Source organism: Microbulbifer maximicatervae (SeqCode), from assembly GCF_052466985.1.
Genome location: NZ_CP174298.1, coordinates 3343690 through 3361855, shown reverse-complemented (window position 1 = coordinate 3361855; position 18166 = coordinate 3343690). Strand labels below are relative to the sequence as shown.

The following is an 18166-nucleotide window of genomic DNA, read 5'->3' as shown; positions in this document are numbered from 1 at the left end:
CTTTGGACGCTCTGGGCATAAGCCCAGAGAAACAATGCTTGAAATGCAAAGTTCACGCTATCAACATGAATAACAGGTTTTATCCTAAGCTAATACCGGGAAAGGCGATAGCAATATATTCACCCTCTTCAAATGTAGCAAGTAAATATCCTGACCGATTAATTCGGGGCGTTAAAGCCTTGGAGCGAACCTTGAATACAAAGGTTGTACTGCCGGAGCAGGTGTGCTTTTCAAGAGGGTTTACGGCAGGGACTGCATTGGAGCGGGCTCAGGCGCTTGAGAGTTTATTACTCGATCACTCGATTGCGGGAATCATGTGCTCAATTGGAGGATTTAACTCAGCTGAAATATTAGAACACTTGAATCGAGATATTGTTTGCCGACACCCCAAAGTGTTAATTGGCAACAGCGATGCGACAGCCTTGATTTTAGGTATTTATAGTTTGAGTGGATGGACTACTTATTTTGGCCCCGCACTGTTACCTCAGTTTGGTGAATACCCACAGCCTTTTGCTTTTACGGTCGAGAACCTTTTTTCTGCCATCAGTAATAATGAGACCTTGACAGAGCTAAGAGATCCTGCTGCATGGACTCGTGAATTTACGGACTGGGGTGAAAGTCCGCAACGGCGTCGTTTGATGGAAAAAGACAGTCACCGAATAGTTTATCGACAAGGGCTGGGTGAGGGGATATTGTTTGGAGGGAATATAGAGACGCTAAATATGCTTGTGGGTACGCCATATCTTAATATCCCCTCAGATATTATTTTTTTCTGGGAGGCCCATGCTGAAGAAGCGCGACTAGAGAGGGTTCGTCGTGCCCTTACCCATCTGCGTCAATCAGGGATACTCTCTCACGTTAGAGGTATGCTTATTGGACGCTCTCCATATTGCACTGATATAGCCGGCGTCACGCTAAAAGATACGGTTCTTGAGGCTTGTGCGGATTTCGACTTTCCAATAGTGGCGAATTTAAGCTTTGGGCATACAGATCCCATGTTGACTTTGCCAATCGGTGTTTTGGCTAATGTTTGTGTAATGAAAGGTAGTGAGGCCCGTATCACAATTGTCTAACTTACTTTTATCAAAACAGGGATGCCCATGCGGTTATTGCTTGAGTACTCCGGGGGAGAGGTCGCAATTTATTGTCTGCCAAAATGATGTTGCGACCGCACTAATACCGATACGGCCGAGAATTAGGGGGAATGTGGTGGTGGTGCCTCACGTCTATCATACGGATTTTTCCACATTCAATCAGAGTGAGTTCCGCGATCTATTTAAGTGTGTCAGGGAGTCTACTTTTGCAGTAGAAAACCTCTATGATCCGGATGGCACCAATGTCTGGTGTGATTGGGGGGAAATTACGGGGCGATCCTATCTTCACTTAGTTTGGGAGATTGTCCCCAGGAGTGACAGGAAAGCGGGTAGAAAATATCGCTATACGGATATTTTTTCGTGTCCGCAATGGAGTTCGCCGGAGAGGGCGAAGGAAGCTGCACGTCTACGCGGTGCTCTCAATTGCTCAAAATAGCCCCTATTATAAAACGATCATAACTTGTATTGAGTTTGCTGTGCCTTATACGTTTCGAGTTCGAAGGCCGTGCCCGCTATGTACACTGATGCATTCGAATGTTCCGCTGGTAAAGGAGATGAAGCACGCTTGCCTGGCGGTAAATCCGAGGCAGCGCAGTAAAGGCGCATTGTTAGTAATCCCTTCTTTGCACACGAATCATTTTACCGCTTGTGACTCGGCAGTTTTATCAGATGTCAGCAATTTGATCCTAACGGGTGTTGATATTCTGCGAGAGGCATTTCAGCCAGATGGTATTCATACATTTTGCAATTCTGGGGTGTCCGCAGGTCAGTCTGAAGATCACATGCATGTGCAAATCATCCCGCGATATGCAGATGAGCCCTATTCATTTGTACCCAGTGATGAGATTCCACTATTAGCTGAGGATAAGTTAGCCGAACTCGTCAGCGTTCTACTGCGAAGGGGGCCAATGTAGACTAGCAGCAGTTTTTTCAGCCGGCTCCAGTGAGCGGTACCGCACCCATTTAACAGATTGTTCCCACTCTTTAGAACTGAGTGCTTGTCAGGTTCCTCAAGGCTCGAGACTGTTGACATTGGGACGCTTCGGCCCTAGATTCAAACGAGCGTTTGAAACACTTGAATGAGGACCGGGAGCATGGCCGACTATAAGGCGCCACTAAGGGAGATGAACTTCCTACTTCACGAGGTATTTGCTGCGGAAAAACTCTGGGCGGAATTGCCCGGGTTGGCTGGAGCGGTAGATCGTGAGACCGCAGATGCGATTCTCGAAGAGATGGCCAAGCTGGCTGCCAACACCCTGGATCCGATCAATCGCACTGGCGACGAAGAAGGTTGCCAGTGGAATGACGGTGTGGTGACCACGCCGAAAGGCTTTAAAGAAGCCTATGCCACCTTCTGTGAAGGCGGCTGGGGTGGACTGCTGGGCAACCCGGAATACGGCGGCATGGGTATGCCGAAAATGCTGGGCGCTCAGGTTGAAGAGATGATCAATGCTTCAAATATCTCTTTTGCACTCTACCCGGTTCTGACTAACGGCGCCTGCCTGGCAATTGATGCCCACGCCAGTGATGCGCTGAAAGAAAAATACCTGCCCAAGATGTATGAGGGAACCTGGGCTGGTGCCATGGGCCTTACCGAGCCTCACGCCGGTACAGACCTGGGTATTATCCGCACCAAGGCCGAGCCCCGTGGCGATGGCAGCTTTAGCATTAGCGGCAGCAAGATCTTTATCACCGGCGGTGACCAGGATCTGTCCGAAAACATAATTCACCTGGTATTGGCAAAATTGCCAGACGCACCCAAGGGACCGAGAGGCATCTCGCTGTTCCTGGTGCCCAAATACAAGGTGAACGAAGACAACAGCATCGGCAAGCACAATGATGTGAACTGTGGCTCGATCGAGCACAAAATGGGTATCAAGGCCTCCGCTACCTGTGCGATGAACTTCGACGGCGCCCAAGGCTGGCTGGTCGGCGAGGAGAACAAAGGACTCGCGGCCATGTTTACCATGATGAACTACGAGCGTCTGGGTGTCGGTATCCAGGGCCTCGGCGCTTCAGATCGCTCCTATCAGAATGCTGTTGAATACGCTCGCGACCGTATCCAAAGCCGCTCTCCAGCGGGCGCCAAGCAGCCGGAGAAAGCCGCAGACCCCATCATTGTGCACCCGGATGTGCGCCGTATGCTGCTCACCCAAAAAGCTTTGGTGAATGGTGGCCGCGCCCTGTCCACTTACGTGGCCAAGTGGTTGGATATTTCCAAGTTCGGCGAGGGTGAAGAGAAAAAGAACGCGGAGAATATGGTTGCCTTGCTGACCCCGGTAGCCAAAGCCTTTACTACCGATATGGGATTGGATTGCACGATCCTAGGTCAGCAGGTCTTCGGTGGCCACGGTTATATCCGCGAATGGGGCCAGGAACAGTTGGTACGCGATGTGCGTATTACCCAGATCTATGAAGGAACCAATGGTATCCAGGCTCTGGATCTGGTGGGCCGCAAGACTGTAGCCACTGGCGGTGCTCTATTCGAATTGTTTGCTGCAGATGTACAGGGCTTTATCGATGCCCAGATTGATCGAGAGGAAATGGCAGAGTTTATCCAGCCGCTCATCGCTGAGATGCAACGCCTGCGTGAAGCAACTGAGAATATGGTTGCCGCCACTCAGCAAGACCCCCACGCACCGGGTGCTGCCTCTGTAGAGTACCTGCACCTGTTCGGCTACGTCGCTTACGCCTTTATGTGGGCGAAAATTGTGTCTGCGGCGCTGCCGAAAGCGGAAGCGGATAGCTTCTACAACGGCCAGATAAAGACAGCGCGCTTCTACTTTGCTCGCCTGTTGCCACGCACCCAGGCATTGGCCGGCAGTGTCAACGCAGGTAGCGCTAGCTTGATGGACTTGGAGGAGGAGCTGTTCTAACCGCTCCCTGCGAAAGTGTTAAAAAGCCCCGCATTGCGGGGCTTTTTTGTGGAGCTGTAGAAAGCTTTCTCCTAAACTCAGGGCACAAAAATAACGAGCGAAAGTGCCCATGTTAGATCCCTCTGAAAAGAAACTCTCCGATGAGGACCAAGCCAAGGTCGATAAATATCTGCAGTCCGGCATCAACAGTGTCGAGCGCAAGCCTTTCCGCCCCTGGGTACTGCTACTCGGTTTGTTAGCATTATTGACCCTGCTATCGCTGCTGAGCCTGTATATCGCCCAGACAAAAGGTATCGTCTAGCGCGGCGTGGAGCTTCCCAAGTGCTCAAGTAGCTGCCACTCGTCATCGGTAACTGGCTGAATAGACAGGCGCCCCTGTTTTACCAGAACCATCTCTGCCAACTGGGGGATGCCCTTGATTTCAGCGAGGGGCACCGGCCGCTGGAACTTACTTTGCCAGCGAATATCGACGCAGTACCAGCGCGGTTTATCCTCGCTGGCCTTGGGGTCAAAGTACTTGCTTTCCGCGTCGAACTGGGCCGGATCGGGGTAGGCAGAGCGAACCACTTCAGCGGTGCCCACAACTGCCGGCACCTTACAGGCACTGTGATAAAACAGCACGCCATCTCTTTCCTTCACCTTATCGCGCAAAAAATTGCGTGCCTGGTAATTGCGGATACCATCCCAGCGACCGCAACCGCCGGATTCGGCAGCGAGGTCCTGGAGGCTGTATTCATCGGGCTCAGATTTAAATAACCAGTAGGTCATGCGGCAGTTTGTCTCTTTGCTGCGCCGGTTGGTGTTTCGCCGGCTTTCGACGCCATTTAGTATGAAGCTGCTGATTAGTGTCAAATCGGCGCATAGATTTTTACCCAATAAGCGGGAGATTATGGGAAGCAAAACACTTCAGTGGCTCTCACAGAAGCTGGCTAGTCGTCGCTCACAGTACTGGGCCCTGCAGCTGTCTGGTTGGGGGGGCTATACGCTGTTGACCTTTGTAGGCAGTTTTTTCTGGGTGAATGATCACTGGATTCACTCTGGCTACATCATAGTTGCCACTACAGCGGGGGTTGTTCTCAGCGAGAGCATGCGCCAGGGGTTCCACCGCCTGTGGAGTAAGCCTCCAGCAATGCGATTGCTAGGCTCTTTACTGCTGGTGGTCATGGCGGCGGTGATTTGGGCAGCAATAAAATTCGCCGGCTCCCTGTGGCTTTATGGTCACGATGGTGATGAGCACCCGGCACTCCTGGCTATCTACTGGTTCACCTATTCATTTCTGATTCTAATGACCTGGGCGGCGCTCTATTACGGCATCAAGTATTACCGCTCCTCTCAGGCCCAGCAGGAGAAGGCGCTGCGGGCGGAATCAATGGCGCACCAGGCTCAATTAAAAATGCTGCGCTACCAGTTAAATCCGCACTTCCTGTTTAATACGCTCAACGCAATTTCTACTTTGATCCTCGATAATGACGGGCGCACGGCCAACAATATGGTGACGCGCCTGTCCCAATTCTTGCGCCACTCCCTGGATAATGATCCTATGCAGAAGGTCACCCTGGCGAAGGAAGTTGAGGCGCTGATGTTGTACCTGGACATTGAAAAGGTGCGCTTCGCCGATCGCTTAGGGGTGAATTTGGATTTGCAGGGTGAGTCCCCCCAGGCCTTGGTGCCGAGCCTGTTGTTGCAACCGCTGGTTGAAAACGCGATCAAATACGGGATTTCACAACTGGAGTGGGGCGGTGAGATTGGCATCAAGTCGCGGGTTTTCGCCGGCGAACTGTTACTGGAGGTCAGTGATAACGGCCCCGGTATGTCGGAAGAGGAGCTGCGCCTGATTGGCAAAGGCTACGGAGTGGGTATTCGCAATACCTGTGAGCGCCTTAAGGCTCTTTATGGCGATGACCAGAGAGTGCGTTTCCGCAATCGTCCGGAAGGGGGCTTGTCGGTAAATATTCGTATTCCCTTTGAACAGGAATAAAGAAATGAGTGGAGTAGAGATCCTGAGGGCGATCGTTGTCGATGATGAACCCCTGGCTCGTCGCGGCTTGCGACTGCGCCTGGAGCGGATGGCTGATATCGAGGTGGTTGCAGAGAGCGGCAATGGTCGCGATGCGTTGGAGAAAATACTGGAGCTGAGGCCCGATGTAGCATTTGTGGATATCCAGATGCCCGGCGTAAACGGTTTGCAACTGGTTCAGTTGATTCCGTTGGACTCTCTGCCTCATGTGGTATTTGTCACGGCCTACGACCAGTATGCGGTAGAGGCTTTTGAAATCAATGCGGTGGACTACGTATTAAAACCCATCGAAGAAGAGCGCTTGGAGTTGGCTCTTACCCGAGTCAGGGAACAGAGAGCCAACGCTGATATCGCTAACCAACGAGAGCAATTACTCGAAGCTGTTGCCGATTTGACCAAGGAATCCCCTGAGGTGCTGGAGCAGAAGCTGGTTAGCGGACAATTTGCCGGCAGTGCCTATCCGGACAAAATTGCAGTGAAAGATGCGGGCAAAATAACTTTGGTGCCCTCCAGTGAAATCGACTGGATCGATGCTGCCGGTGATTATATGTGTGTGCACGCTCGGGGTGAGACCCATGTGATGCGTATCACCATGAAAGAACTGGAGCAGCAGTTGGACCCGAAACTTTTCCAACGCATACATCGGTCAACCATCGTCAATTTAAGTCGGGTAAGGGAAATACGTGCCCATATTAATGGCGAATACCATCTGGTATTAGATAGCGGCGAGTGTTTAAAAATGAGCCGCAGCTATAAAAATAAAGTCCAGCACTTCCTCTGATCCATAAATTTTTTATGGCTCTCAGGTGAGGCAGCAAAGCAGGTGGGCTTTCCACTGTAACGCTGCCTCTTAAGGCATGGATTTCATTTTGTGAATTTTTATTTTCTTTCCCGCGAATAAACGGGCTCTTCATGGCCTGATCGAATTTTCCTGGCAACTAGTCGCAACTGCCTTGTAAGGAATTCATATTCCGCTAGCCTTCAGTCCCAATAAAAAACTGGGGCTGAAGTAATGGCATTAACACGCGCCGCTTTAAAAAATCCCGCTGCTGCGGGGGTCGCAGTGGTTATGGCTGTTCTGCTTGGAGCTTTCCTCGCCAGCCAGCTGCCGGTTCAACTTTTCCCCGATATCGACAATCCTCGTATCGCTATCCAGGCGGGCTGGAGAGCGGCCGCACCGAAAGAAGTGGAGGCGGAAATTGTCGAGCCGATCGAATCCGTATTACAGGGCCTCACCGGTCTGGAAATGATGCAAGTCAACGCCGGTCGCGGTGGCGCCTGGGCAAATCTGGAATTTGCCATGGGCACCGATATGAACAAGGTGCTGATTGATGTTATCAGTCGTATGAGCAGCCTGCCGCCACTGCCCCGGGATGCGGAGCCACCGCGAGTAATGCTGGGTGGCTGGGGTGGCGATGCCACAGCACTGACCTATTTCTTTCTGCAAAAATTACCTGATAACCAGAATAACCTGGATGACTACGCTGGCCTGATTGAAGATGTACTGCGCCCGGAGTTGGAGTCGGTGCCCGGGGTTGCCAGTGTCCAGGCCCAGTCTGGGAGTGCGGCACAGGAAGAGTTACAGATTATTTTTGATCCCTGGAAAGCAGCTGAACTGGGAGTAGAGCTGCCTACAGTGAGTCGGCAGCTGGCGTCTGCCAGGGATGTCTCCGGCGGATTTACCGACGTGGGGCGTCGTCGCTATACCCTGCGCTTTGTCGGCGAGTATGAACCCAAAGACTTATCCGAATTAGTGTTGGAATGGCGCAATGGACAGCCGGTGCGCCTGGGCGATATTGCCGAGGTCAAGGTGGGGCCTTCCGAATCCCGCGGTGTCACCACGCAAAATGGCAATCCGGCAGTTTCTCTCCGTATTAACCGTACCAACAATGCCAATATGCTGGCGACTTTGGAGCGGGTTAAGCAAAAAGTCGCTGAGCTGAATGAAACTAAATTGAAAGCTGAGCAGCTTGTGCTGGTGCAATCATTTGATGCATCGGTATTTGTTTACCGGGCTTTAAACTTGCTCGGCGGTAATATGATTTTAGGTATCGTATTAGCTGTCGGAGTCCTCTGGTGGTTTATGCGACGCATGCGTGCGACCTTGATCGTTGCCGCAGCGATTCCAATTTCATTACTTTCGACCTTTGTGGTGCTGTCGGCTGCAGGCCGCAGCGTGAATGTCATCTCTCTGGCGGGATTGGCCTTTGCTACCGGTATGGTGCTCGATGCCGCGATAGTAGTGTTAGAGAATATTGTGCGCCTGAGAGAAAAAGGTCGGGGGGCAGAGGAGGCTGCGGAGCAGGGGGCAGGCCAGGTGTGGGGTGCACTGTTGGCCAGTACTGCGACAACCGTTGCGATATTCCTACCGGTATTTTTCCTTAACAGCGTCGAAGGGCAGGTCTTCGGCGATCTGGCCCTGACTATTGCCGTGGCTGTGGTGTTTTCCCTGTTGGTTGCGGTGGCCGTGGTTCCCCTGGCTGCGCGTCTGTGGCTACCCTCTATCTCTACTGAAGACCGCCTCTCCCGAGTGTGGGAAAAAATAACTGCGCGGGTAATGGCTTTGACCAGTACCAGGACCCGCCGTTGGCAGGTGATCGGGGGGCTTTTATTAATGCCCATGGTTGCGACTTATTTATTCTTACCAAACCTGGATTATTTACCGCCGGTAAAAAGGGATGCAGTCGATGTGTGGATGAATTTCCCTGCATCCACTAATACCAAAACTTTGGAAACAGAAATCGTCAACGAGTTGGATAAGCGCATGGCACCCTACATGAGTGGTGAGCGCGAACCAGCCCTGAAGAACTACTACGTGATCACCTGGCCCAATGGCGGCACTATGGGAGTGCGGGTTAAGGATATGGATCAAGCCAAGGAGATGGAGAGAATCCTGCGGGAAGAAATCCTGGTGGATATTCCTGATTTCCAGGGATTCGCTGCGCGGGGTAATCTGTTTGGCCAGTTCGGTGGTGACCGCAACATTGCTTTACATCTGCAATCCCGTGATGCCGAAGCATTGATGCGTGCGGCGGCCCTTGGGGTTGAAGTTGTTGAAGAGGTGATGCCGGGAACACCGGTGCAGACCAACCCGGGCTTATCTTTATCAGAACCTGAATTGACAGTGCGCCCCAATGATCGCGCAATGCTGGAACAGGGTTGGAACCGCCAGGATATGGGCGGACTGGTTCGAACGCTGGGCAATGGTCTCTATGTCGGCGAGTATTTTGACGGTGAAAAGCGTCTGGATATTATTTTTAAAGCGCAGCCCTGGAGTACTCCAGAACAACTGCAAAATACGCCGTTGGTAACACCCCGCGGAGAAGTGGTGCCGCTCAGTCAGCTGGCCAGTGTGGAGCGGACTGTGGGGCCGGGCAGTTTGCGCCGGGTCGATGGTCGGCGCACCATTACACTGAATATAGTACCGCCGGAAGATGTGTCCCTTGAAGAGGTGCGCGCACAGCTGGAGGCGGATGTATTGCCGAAGATTCGCGAAGCTCTGCCCGCTGATGGGAGTATTTTGGTGGGAGGGAATGCCAGTGACCTGGATAAGGCGTTGGCCTCGCTTTCCAAGAATTTCCTGTTAGCGCTGCTGATTTTATTCCTGCTGATGAGTGCACTGTTCCGCTCCTTGCGGGATGCCTCTCTGGTATTGCTCACCGTGCCCCTGGCGACAGTGGGAGGGGTGTTGGCGCTACAAATTTTAAACCTGATCGATTTCCAACCACTGGATCTGCTCACCATGATTGGCTTTGTGATACTGCTAGGCCTGGTGGTGAATAATGCTATTTTGCTGGTACACCAGACGCGAGCGGCAGAAATGGCGGGTAGCACTCGGGTCGACGCTGTAGAGCAGGCCTTGCGCCTGCGCTTGCGCCCTATTTTTATGAGTACCCTGACCAGCGTGTTTGGCATGTTGCCACTGTTGGTTGCTCCCGGTGAGGGCAGTGTTATTTACCGCGGCCTGGCCGCAGTGATTGTGGGCGGCATGGCAGTGAGCACGCTCTTTACCCTGGTTTTATTGCCGGCATTACTGCAAACCGGCAGCCTGCCGTTACCAAAATTTACGGCTATGCGCGAAAGGTTTGCCCTGAGGAGTTCACAATGAAGAAATTGCTCGCTGGTATCGTTTTATCGCTGGGCGCGACGGGAGTCTGGGCCCAGGGTGATCCTATTGCGGTATTGGTGGATCGAGCCCAAGTTCGGGAAATCGCTCCTAGCCAGTGGTCTGCAGGTGAGGTGGTGAGCCGACGAGATATCCTGGTTTCTTCTGAACTGGATGGTGTGTTGGAATTTGTCGCTGAACCCGGCAGCTTTATTAAAAAGGGTGAGCGCCTGGCCGAGTTGGACAGTACTCACTGGCGATTACAGCTGCGCAATAGTGACAGCCGCATCGCACAATTGCGTGCGCGGTTGACCTATATGGATGCTCAGTTAAATCGACTGAGTAAGTTGGCGGAAACCAATAGTACCTCCCGAGCCGCATTGGAAGAGCAGCAGGCGGAGCGGGAGGCTATGGCCCAGGATCTTCTCGCGGCGCAGATTGAGCGCGATCGTCGTGCCTACGAGTTATCCAAAACAGCGATTGATGCACCTTTCGACACTCTGGTAGTGAGCCGCGAATTACAGGCGGGAGAATATGTGCGCACCGGTTCGGAATTACTGCGAGCCCTGGATATGTCACAGATGGAAGTGGAGGCGGATATTCCCCTGACGGCCCTGCCGCTGATTCGCATCGGTGACACAGTGGCGCTGCGCAGTGATTCTGTCTCTCTGCCGGGAGAGGCTCGGGTGGATGATCAATTATTTAGCGGACGGGTACGTCAATTTGTGCCTGTGGCCAGCGATCGCTCCCGGCGAGTTAAGCTGATGGTAACTTTGCCACAGAGTGCGCCGGAGCAGTGGGACTGGATTGTCGGTATGCCGGTACAGGTCTCTGTGCCCATTGCGCAGGCGCAGGCCACCATGTCTGTGCCAAGGGATGCCTTGGTTTTAAGAAATGGCGATACCTTCGTATATCGAGTGGGCGAGGGGGATAAGGCTGAGCGATTATCTGTGCGCATCGGCAGTGGTGATGGTGAATGGGTGTCGGTAAGCGGTGATCTCACTAAGGGCGATCGTGTGATAGTGCGTGGTGCTGAGCGCTTGCAGCCCGGACAGGAAGTTAAAGTGCTGTCGGAAGTGGTGCGAGATAAAGAGCCATTACAGGCGGGTAGCGGTTAATTTCCAACCTGACCATAATTTTGTGAAGTCACATATCGCTGTGCTGATAGGTTGAGTTGATAAGCTTGGGATTGCCAAACTCGCACCATACCCTTAGCGGATTGCAATTTGCTGATGACATTAGCCATGCGATCCCTGCTTACCCTATTTCTTGTATTCTTCTGTTCTGTTTCGGAGTCTCAGGTTCGATCGGGCCACCTGCCTCCCGGAGCTGAGTCTATCGAAGTGAATAACCAGACAGTTTTTTATAAAAATGGTTATTTCTACCGCAAAGGCCCCGACGCCTATACCCGGATTGAGCCGCCTCTGGGAGCTCGGGTCTCCCGAGTACCTTTTGGAACCCCCATTAACTTGGGTAACAAGCATTATATGCTTGCGGGTAATGGTACCTTTTTCTTATTAGACCCCAGGGACAATCAATATGTGGTGGTCACGCCCCCTCCCAATTGGCAGCATGTTAATCGCAATCCCCTAGCTCCGAAAAAGAAAATATACCCCCGAGCGTATCCGCCCCGCCATTTGCGGCACCGCTCAGAGGGTAAACGAGTCGATCGTAAGGATTGGGATATTTACTGTGAAGCCCGGGCGGCAAATTTGCTGCGCCGTACGGGTGAGCCTGGTAAAACAACCAGGCAGGCTATGCGTGAATATCGCAAGGTATACAGAAAATGTTTGCGTCAAAGTCGGCGCTTTAGGTAAATGCATGGGGCAGGGAAGTCCCTGGGCTACACTGAACAATATGGCCCAGTAGGCGCCTATTTTTTTAGTGCCGGATTTTTTCACGGATAGAAGTATTTTATGCCGGGTGCCAGCCTTTTTATCCCTCGTTGTAGTGCCGGCAAAGAATTTTCTTTTCTTCACCTCGCCCTTTCATTTCTCCTTTTCTTTAGTGTCGCCTGTGTCTCTGTTTCCAGTGTCGCCCAGCTTCCCGGTAGTAAACCCAAGGAGTTTAAGCCGGAGGTTCCAGATTTTGCTGACCCCTCTGCAGATTGGTGGACTGGATGGACCAGTGCTTCTCCCGAAGAGCGACGAGAATGGCTTAGCTTGGTCACAAAGAGCTGGGAGGAGTGGGAAAAGGATTTGCCGGAGGATGAGGCCTTACAGGAAGGCGCAGAAAAGATTAGCCAAAGTTTACAAGGGATCGCAATTACCTGGAAAAAACGAGAGGAGTACCTGAAAGTCCCTTTAATGCCGGATGTGGATTTTCCAGAGAACCCAACGGTATTGAACTGGGCCAAGGCCGATTCTGCCATCAGCCGTGGCCGACGTAGGTTGAAAGGCGTAGAACTGGAGGCTCGCCAACTTAAATCAACCCAGTCCCAGTCTCTATCTTTACTGCGCAAGCAAGTGATTGTGCTGCGCGATTCCAGTGGACGAGAGGAGGACGAGGCGGCGCAGGCCCTACTTTTAGCTCAAATAAATCACCTAAATATTATTGAGCAGCTGAGTACCGTTAATACTTTCCTGGGAACCTGGCGGGAAAAGATTAACAGCGCAGAAATTAAATTGCGGAGACTTCTGGATACCCTCGTCTACTCCAGTAAAGATGCAGAGGAAATAGATAAGGATATCGCCGCAAACGAAAAGAAAATCGAACGTATTTCTGCGACTCGCACCAGTATTCAAAGCACCACAGAACCCTCCACTGACCCCACCATCAATATGCAGAAAGACCTCACCCTGATGCAGCTTGAAGTGGACTTGTTGGAGGAGCAGCTGGAAAAACGCAAAAGTGAGTTGCTGCAATCCATCAATGAGGTCCTGAATGAAGAGGGCGAAGAGCGCCCCCTGATTATCAGTCGGGATTTATTGGAAAATGCCAACTCTGTGATTGAAAGTGCGTCGCGGGAGCTGGCGGTGCGCCAGCGCCAGGTGGTGGCCTGGCGTGAAGATGAAGAGAACGAAGACCTGAGCCGCTGGTGGTCTTACTTTGAGCGTATTGGCAGTGGTTTAGCCCGCGCCAATGACCTCGAACAGGATATTCAGCACTATGAAAAGGCTCAGCTGGAAGTTTATAAGGAGCGCCAGGGTTGGTGGGCAACAGTGCGCGAACGAGTCGCACTGGGCGCAAGACAAGCTTATAACCGCTGGCGTAAGTTGGCGGATTATCAGCTATTTACCGTTGCCCAGAACCCGATAACCCTGCGGTTGATCGCCAAGATGATTGTGGTCTTGGTGGGGGCCTGGCTATTGTCTGGACTCACCCAGGCCTTCCTGCGCCGGCTTGTGCGCAGGGAGCATGCCAGTGAATCCTCCATGTACAATCTTGGGCGGGTGTTGCACTACATCTTTATTTCTGCGGCCCTGATTGTGGTGCTCAGCATGTTGGGCCTGGATACCTCCAAGTTGGCCCTGGTCGCTGGAGCCCTGTCGGTAGGTATTGGCTTTGGGCTCCAGGCGATCTTCTCGAATTTTATCTCCGGTTTGATTTTGCTGTTTGAGCGCCCTCTCAAAGTGGGTGATCTGGTGGAGCTGGAGTCGGGCGTTTTTGGCCGCATCCGCGATATCAGCGTGCGCTCAACCCGTATTACCACGCGGGACAATGTGGACATCTTGGTGCCCAACACTGAGTTTGTTGCGGGCCGGGTTATTAACCACACACTGGATGACCCTGTGCGCCGTATTCACGTACCCTTTGGTGTGTCTTATGCCTCGGACCCAGACTTGGTGCGGGAAGCTGCCCTGGAAGCTGCCGCTCGAGTCAATATCACCCATACCGACTGGAAGCGAAAAACCGAGGTGTGGCTGATGGGGTTCGGGGATAATGCCCTCGACTTCAAGTTGGTGGTGTGGGTCAACAGCAATATGGTGACTTCCCTGGGAGACTCCTATGCCCTGTACAACTTGGAGTTGTTGCGGGAATTTCGCGATAAGGGTATTGAGGTACCTTTCCCTCAGAGAGATCTGCATCTGCGCAGTTGGGATGTTCCGGCGATCATTGGCCGTACCGCCAGGAAGTAACTGGAGTCCGGCTGGCATGACACCTCCGGGATTTCATAGTATTTTCAGTCTACTGGCCTTTGTGTTGGTGCAAGTTCATTTACCGGTGTTACTGCGTTTTCTCTCAGGGCGCTGATGAAATCACAATAAGGGAAGCCCGTGCTGATCATCCCCATCCAAAACAAACCCGACTGGCGCCGGCCGCCATTAATGTGTTTTGCGTTGATTGCCCTTAACTTACTGATGTTTGTTTTCTATCAAGGGGGGGATGAAGCTCGCTGGCAGGAAGCTGAAGATTACTATTTTGAGAGTGACTTACCGGACCTCGAAGAGCAACGCTTTCTTGTGTATGTCAATGAAATGCACCCAGAGTGGAGAGCGCAGATGGGTGTGGAAGGGGAGGAGTTTTTTTACCGGGAATCCCTGGGTAACCCTGAATTCCACCACTGGTTGTTGCCGAAGCTCGAAGCAGAGGGTGAGACCGAATGGTTAAGACAGAGGCAGGAGTTTGCCCAACTGCGGGATAGAGTCAGTAGCAACGCACTGGGGCTGATACCGGCAGACCCGAGTATTGCTGGAGCCTTTGGCCATATGTTTCTACACGGAAGCTGGGATCACCTTATCGGCAATATGGTGTTTCTGCTGTTGTTTGGCTTGTCTGTTGAGTTGGCCCTGGGAGGGTTGTGGTTTATAGGGCTCTACCTGGTGGGAGGATTGGCGGCAGCAGGTCTGCATGTGCTGGTGGAATCCGGCAGCCATGTACCGATGGTGGGTGCCTCCGGTGCGGTCTCGGCAATTATGGGCATGTTCGTCGCGGTTTACGGTGTGCGCCGGCTACGTTTCTTTTACACCATTGGTTTTATGTTTGGCGAATTCAGTGCACCGGCGCTGCTGGTGTTACCGCTGTGGTTGGGTAAAGAGATTTTCGGTTATTTGTATGGAGATGCCAGCATTGCCTACTGGGCCCATACTGGTGGTTTACTTGCAGGTTTTGCCCTGACTTTGGCGGTGTTGTACTGGCGCCCGATGGTGGAACCTATGCCGGAGGAAGAGGAGGCCCCGTCCCCCCAAAGGGTAGCCTTGGCGCGGATTGATCGTTTTTTGGAAGAGGGAAAAATCCTGGAAGCCACTGAAGCGGCAGCCTCAGCGGTGCGGCAATATCCACAGGCGTTAACACTGATTGAGCGCTATATAGAACTGACCTCAGCGGCGCCAGAGAGTGAAGGTTACCACCGGGCCAATCTCGCTTTATTTGCCCAGGCAGGAAATCTGGAGATCGATGGCCATACCCTGGCAAGTGGCTATCGCCGCTACTTGGCGGCAACAAAAAGTCCAAAGGCGCTCACCGGAAAGGCAAATTTATTGATGGCACGGCGTGCAGCGGAGGAAAAGGACTGGCCGTGGCTAGAGGAATTACTGCGCCACTTGAAACAGCAGCGAGTGAATCACCCCTTGATTCCGAAGCTGGGAATGGTTCTGGTCAATTACTATCGTCGCCTGGGTGAGGAAGGCCGCGCGCGCGAGGTGAAAGAGATGACCCAAGATATGGCTGCCTCAGGTTGATGAACATAATTTGGTATGTCTTATAAATAATTAAATATTGTATTGGGGGCAGAGTGAGTCGCTATATTTTGACCGGGACCGAAATTGCAGGGATGGAGGGGGAGCGCAAGGTACATTTCCTTAATGCCAATGCGGTGCGTAAAAACAAGTCCCTGGGTGATCTTACCGGCATATCCGGCTTTGGTTTCCATATGATTGAAATCGAGCCAGGTTATGAATCCACAGAATTCCATTGTCACTATTTTGAAGACGAATGTGTTTATATCCTGGAGGGTAGGGCCGAGGTGCGTATTGGTGACGATCACCACCAGGTTTCTGCAGGGGATTTTATTGGCTACCCCGCTGGTGGCCCAGCTCATGTGATGCGCAATGTGGGAGAAGTGACCTTGCGCTGCATAGTTGTAGGCCAGCGATTGCAACATGATGTTGCCGACTACCCAGAAAAAAATCAGCGGATCTACCGAAATAATGGTTTACCCTGGGAGTTGGTGAACCGCGATGACATTGACCACCCTAAGTAGTTTTCGCCGGTAGAAAAAGAATGGATTTTTAGCTTATGCCTGAAAAGATTCGGGTTTTTTATAATTCCGCTTGTCCAGTCTGTAACGCAGGAATTTCAGCACAAAAGAAAAAGTCCGTCTCCTGCCAAGTGGATTGGGAGGATGTTCATATTGATGAAGATAAAGCCAAGGAACTGAATACAGATTTAGAGTTTGTCCGTGAGCGGTTGCATGTATTGGATGCGGATGGAAATCTGAAAGTAGGCTACGAAGCTTTTATTACAATTTGGGAGAACTCTCCCAAGGAGCAATGGAAGGCTAGGGTGTCGAAGCTAGCCGGCCTTAGGTGGTTTTTGAATAAAGGTTACAACGTTTTTGCGCGAGGTTTGTATCTATGGAATCGGGCGCTAAAGCATTGGTAGCGAATGTCGGGCTAGGTTTAGGGAAGCCACCATAGATGGCTACCCATATTTTGCTATTTAGTGAATTTCGGCAGTGCTGTTAAGTACTTTCCACAGGGTATCGATTTCAGAACGCAAAGCACTCTCTGGAAATTTCTGTCGGACAAAGTGCAGTAGTTTTTTTGCCAAGTCCTCTCTACCCAATCCATCCATATATACTTGTGCCAATAACAGATAGGCAGCATCGAGTTGTGGATAGGCCTCTTTATGTAAATTATTGAGCAGCTGTGCTGCCAATTGGTACTTATGCTGTTGGTATAGCACTTTGGCAAGTGCATGGCGTATCTCGGGCTTAGCCACAGGCGGGCTGGGCTCTGTGGCCAAATACAGTTCAGCTGCCTTATGTGGGCGATTTATCTGTACAAATTTTTCTAATAGATGTGGCCCCAGCTCCTGAAGGGCTTTTTTATCGTCAGTAGCAAGTAAAAGGCGGTAGTAGCGCTCATTAAGAGTTTCGTCGTTAGGGAAGCGGCGCAACCCTTCAACCAGAGCCTGGCGAGCGCCCTTGAAGTCCCCTTCGCGTAAAAATATTTGCGCTTCAGCCCGAGCGCGCTTACACAGAAATTCATTTTCCTCTAAGTAATTTTCATCATCTTCTTGTATTGAGGCTATTTCCAGTTTTTGCTGTCGAGTTAAGCAGATATACCCCATCACAGCACTTGAGACGATGGAAAAGTAAGAGACAATGGCTGCTGTGGTCGGGAAAATTGCCCAAGCCGGCAGTTTATCGCTTACCACGGCCATTAGTATATTGGGTGCGAAAGAAATGATATTGGTAATAATTAACAGCAACCAATAGGGCCAGCCAATGATTAGGGTAAATTCCAATAATTTGAGTGGGTTGATTGCGGACCTCAAACTATGGGTAAGCGCTAAGGCAATCATTGCAGCCGGCGCTAAAAATGACAGGGCGGCCGCATAAATCATTATGACATTGAGGCTTCCAGTAAATTGTACAAGCTTGTAGCCAACAAAACCGGCGATCAATGTCATTCCAATGACTTTCAGAAATAACATTGCACCATTGCCATCAAGTGCATCTGCCAGTGTAGGGGCTTCCAGTTGGCCTCCTGCGAGTCTTTCGATGACCAAGAGATTGTAGCGGGATACAACAGCTACAATGGCTACCAAAGCGACAAGAGCCAGAAGACCCATTGACGTTATTGCCATACTGCCCGCTGCTGCAACAGCCATGATTGTTAGAGGGCCAGGCTTAAAAGCATAGAGAAAGTAAAATAGCCCCATTTGCCAAAAAGGCTTGGCGTTGTTACTGGCTCCAATATATTCCAGGCTATCGCGGCAGAGCGGGCATTCGGGACCCTGCCCATGGTAATTGGTACTCGAACCCGGAATACACTCGCCACAGAACTGACGGTTGCAGGGCTGGCACTGCCAGGATGCAGTCTTGCTAGTGTGATAGTGGCAGGAATCAGCCATTTATTCTTCCCTAACGAATTTCTCTACTTAATAGTTATTTTGTCTTGGTTCACAG

16 protein-coding genes are annotated in these 18166 nt (G+C 51.6%); 14 read left to right on the top strand and 2 right to left on the bottom strand.

What is annotated here, in order from left to right; genetic code table 11:
- Nucleotides 1-38 precede the first annotated feature (38 nt).
- From ACJJI3_RS14925 to ACJJI3_RS14905, 5 genes are all read left to right on the top strand, one after another.
- Nucleotides 39-1073: a S66 family peptidase gene (locus ACJJI3_RS14925; RefSeq protein WP_444940153.1), complete on the top strand. Its 1035-nt coding sequence runs from the start codon at nucleotides 39-41 to the stop codon at nucleotides 1071-1073.
- Between the two features lie 139 nt (nucleotides 1074-1212).
- Nucleotides 1213-1530 carry an HIT family protein gene (locus ACJJI3_RS14920; RefSeq protein ID WP_444940152.1) on the top strand — a complete coding sequence of 106 codons (318 nt, stop codon included), beginning with the start codon at nucleotides 1213-1215 and terminating at the stop codon, nucleotides 1528-1530.
- A 118-nt stretch (nucleotides 1531-1648) separates the two neighbouring features.
- Nucleotides 1649-2008, top strand: a complete 360-nt coding sequence (locus tag ACJJI3_RS14915) for an HIT family protein (RefSeq protein ID WP_444940151.1) — start codon at nucleotides 1649-1651, stop codon at nucleotides 2006-2008.
- Nucleotides 2009-2188: 180 nt separating this feature from the next.
- Entirely contained in the window at nucleotides 2189-3970 is a 1782-nt protein-coding gene (locus tag ACJJI3_RS14910) for an acyl-CoA dehydrogenase C-terminal domain-containing protein (RefSeq protein ID WP_444940150.1), read from the top strand.
- Nucleotides 3971-4079: 109 nt separating this feature from the next.
- Nucleotides 4080-4271, top strand: coding sequence for a DUF3094 family protein (locus ACJJI3_RS14905; protein WP_413664201.1), 192 nt, complete (start codon nucleotides 4080-4082; stop codon nucleotides 4269-4271).
- On the opposite strand, the gene ACJJI3_RS14900 is transcribed toward ACJJI3_RS14905, so the two are convergent.
- The gene (locus ACJJI3_RS14900) at nucleotides 4268-4738 is read right to left on the bottom strand and encodes an EVE domain-containing protein (protein WP_444940149.1); all 471 of its coding nucleotides are present in this window, start codon (nucleotides 4736-4738) and stop codon (nucleotides 4268-4270) included. The two genes, ACJJI3_RS14905 and ACJJI3_RS14900, sit on opposite strands and share 4 nt — an antisense overlap.
- 121 nt (nucleotides 4739-4859) lie before the next feature.
- On the opposite strand from ACJJI3_RS14900, the gene ACJJI3_RS14895 reads away from it, so the two are divergent.
- From ACJJI3_RS14895 to ACJJI3_RS14855, 9 genes are all read left to right on the top strand, one after another.
- Nucleotides 4860-5948: a sensor histidine kinase gene (locus tag ACJJI3_RS14895; RefSeq protein ID WP_444940148.1), complete on the top strand. Its 1089-nt coding sequence runs from the start codon at nucleotides 4860-4862 to the stop codon at nucleotides 5946-5948.
- A gap of 4 nt (nucleotides 5949-5952) precedes the next feature.
- Complete coding sequence (locus ACJJI3_RS14890; protein WP_444940147.1) at nucleotides 5953-6768, top strand: LytR/AlgR family response regulator transcription factor; 816 nt, start codon at nucleotides 5953-5955, stop codon at nucleotides 6766-6768.
- A gap of 231 nt (nucleotides 6769-6999) precedes the next feature.
- A complete protein-coding gene (locus tag ACJJI3_RS14885; protein WP_444912011.1) occupies nucleotides 7000-10095 on the top strand; it encodes an efflux RND transporter permease subunit in 3096 nt (1031 codons plus the stop codon).
- Nucleotides 10092-11210: an efflux RND transporter periplasmic adaptor subunit gene (locus ACJJI3_RS14880; protein WP_444940146.1), complete on the top strand. Its 1119-nt coding sequence runs from the start codon at nucleotides 10092-10094 to the stop codon at nucleotides 11208-11210. Before ACJJI3_RS14885 ends, ACJJI3_RS14880 begins: the two co-directional genes overlap by 4 nt.
- 114 nt (nucleotides 11211-11324) lie before the next feature.
- The gene (locus tag ACJJI3_RS14875) at nucleotides 11325-11909 is read left to right on the top strand and encodes a DUF6515 family protein (RefSeq protein WP_444942563.1); all 585 of its coding nucleotides are present in this window, start codon (nucleotides 11325-11327) and stop codon (nucleotides 11907-11909) included.
- 99 nt (nucleotides 11910-12008) lie between these two features.
- Nucleotides 12009-14171, top strand: a complete 2163-nt coding sequence (locus ACJJI3_RS14870; protein ID WP_444940145.1) for a mechanosensitive ion channel family protein — start codon at nucleotides 12009-12011, stop codon at nucleotides 14169-14171.
- A gap of 138 nt (nucleotides 14172-14309) precedes the next feature.
- Nucleotides 14310-15713 (top strand): rhomboid family intramembrane serine protease, encoded by a 1404-nt coding sequence (locus tag ACJJI3_RS14865; protein WP_444906540.1) that lies wholly within the window; start codon nucleotides 14310-14312, stop codon nucleotides 15711-15713.
- Nucleotides 15714-15766: 53 nt separating this feature from the next.
- Nucleotides 15767-16234 (top strand): cupin domain-containing protein, encoded by a 468-nt coding sequence (locus tag ACJJI3_RS14860; protein WP_444906539.1) that lies wholly within the window; start codon nucleotides 15767-15769, stop codon nucleotides 16232-16234.
- Nucleotides 16235-16269: 35 nt separating this feature from the next.
- Nucleotides 16270-16635, top strand: a complete 366-nt coding sequence (locus ACJJI3_RS14855) for a thiol-disulfide oxidoreductase DCC family protein (RefSeq protein ID WP_444906538.1) — start codon at nucleotides 16270-16272, stop codon at nucleotides 16633-16635.
- A gap of 57 nt (nucleotides 16636-16692) precedes the next feature.
- On the opposite strand, the gene ACJJI3_RS14850 is transcribed toward ACJJI3_RS14855, so the two are convergent.
- Nucleotides 16693-18111 carry a hypothetical protein gene (locus tag ACJJI3_RS14850; RefSeq protein WP_444940144.1) on the bottom strand — a complete coding sequence of 473 codons (1419 nt, stop codon included), beginning with the start codon at nucleotides 18109-18111 and terminating at the stop codon, nucleotides 16693-16695.
- Nucleotides 18112-18166: the final 55 nt, after the last annotated feature.

Excerpts from the sequence above, each read along its gene's own strand:
- ACJJI3_RS14890 (WP_444940147.1), top strand. The coding sequence starts at position 5,953 with ATGAGTGGAGTAGAGATCCTGAGGGCGATCGTTGTCGATGATGAACCC.
- ACJJI3_RS14880 (WP_444940146.1), top strand. The coding sequence starts at position 10,092 with ATGAAGAAATTGCTCGCTGGTATCGTTTTATCGCTGGGCGCGACGGGA.
- ACJJI3_RS14900 (WP_444940149.1), bottom strand. The coding sequence starts at position 4,738 with ATGACCTACTGGTTATTTAAATCTGAGCCCGATGAATACAGCCTCCAG.
- ACJJI3_RS14855 (WP_444906538.1), top strand. The coding sequence starts at position 16,270 with ATGCCTGAAAAGATTCGGGTTTTTTATAATTCCGCTTGTCCAGTCTGT.
- ACJJI3_RS14850 (WP_444940144.1), bottom strand. The coding sequence starts at position 18,111 with ATGGCTGATTCCTGCCACTATCACACTAGCAAGACTGCATCCTGGCAG.
- ACJJI3_RS14915 (WP_444940151.1), top strand. The coding sequence starts at position 1,649 with ATGAAGCACGCTTGCCTGGCGGTAAATCCGAGGCAGCGCAGTAAAGGC.
- ACJJI3_RS14875 (WP_444942563.1), top strand. The coding sequence starts at position 11,325 with ATGACATTAGCCATGCGATCCCTGCTTACCCTATTTCTTGTATTCTTC.
- ACJJI3_RS14905 (WP_413664201.1), top strand. The coding sequence starts at position 4,080 with ATGTTAGATCCCTCTGAAAAGAAACTCTCCGATGAGGACCAAGCCAAG.
- ACJJI3_RS14870 (WP_444940145.1), top strand. The coding sequence starts at position 12,009 with ATGCCGGGTGCCAGCCTTTTTATCCCTCGTTGTAGTGCCGGCAAAGAA.
- ACJJI3_RS14895 (WP_444940148.1), top strand. The coding sequence starts at position 4,860 with ATGGGAAGCAAAACACTTCAGTGGCTCTCACAGAAGCTGGCTAGTCGT.
- ACJJI3_RS14910 (WP_444940150.1), top strand. The coding sequence starts at position 2,189 with ATGGCCGACTATAAGGCGCCACTAAGGGAGATGAACTTCCTACTTCAC.
- ACJJI3_RS14885 (WP_444912011.1), top strand. The coding sequence starts at position 7,000 with ATGGCATTAACACGCGCCGCTTTAAAAAATCCCGCTGCTGCGGGGGTC.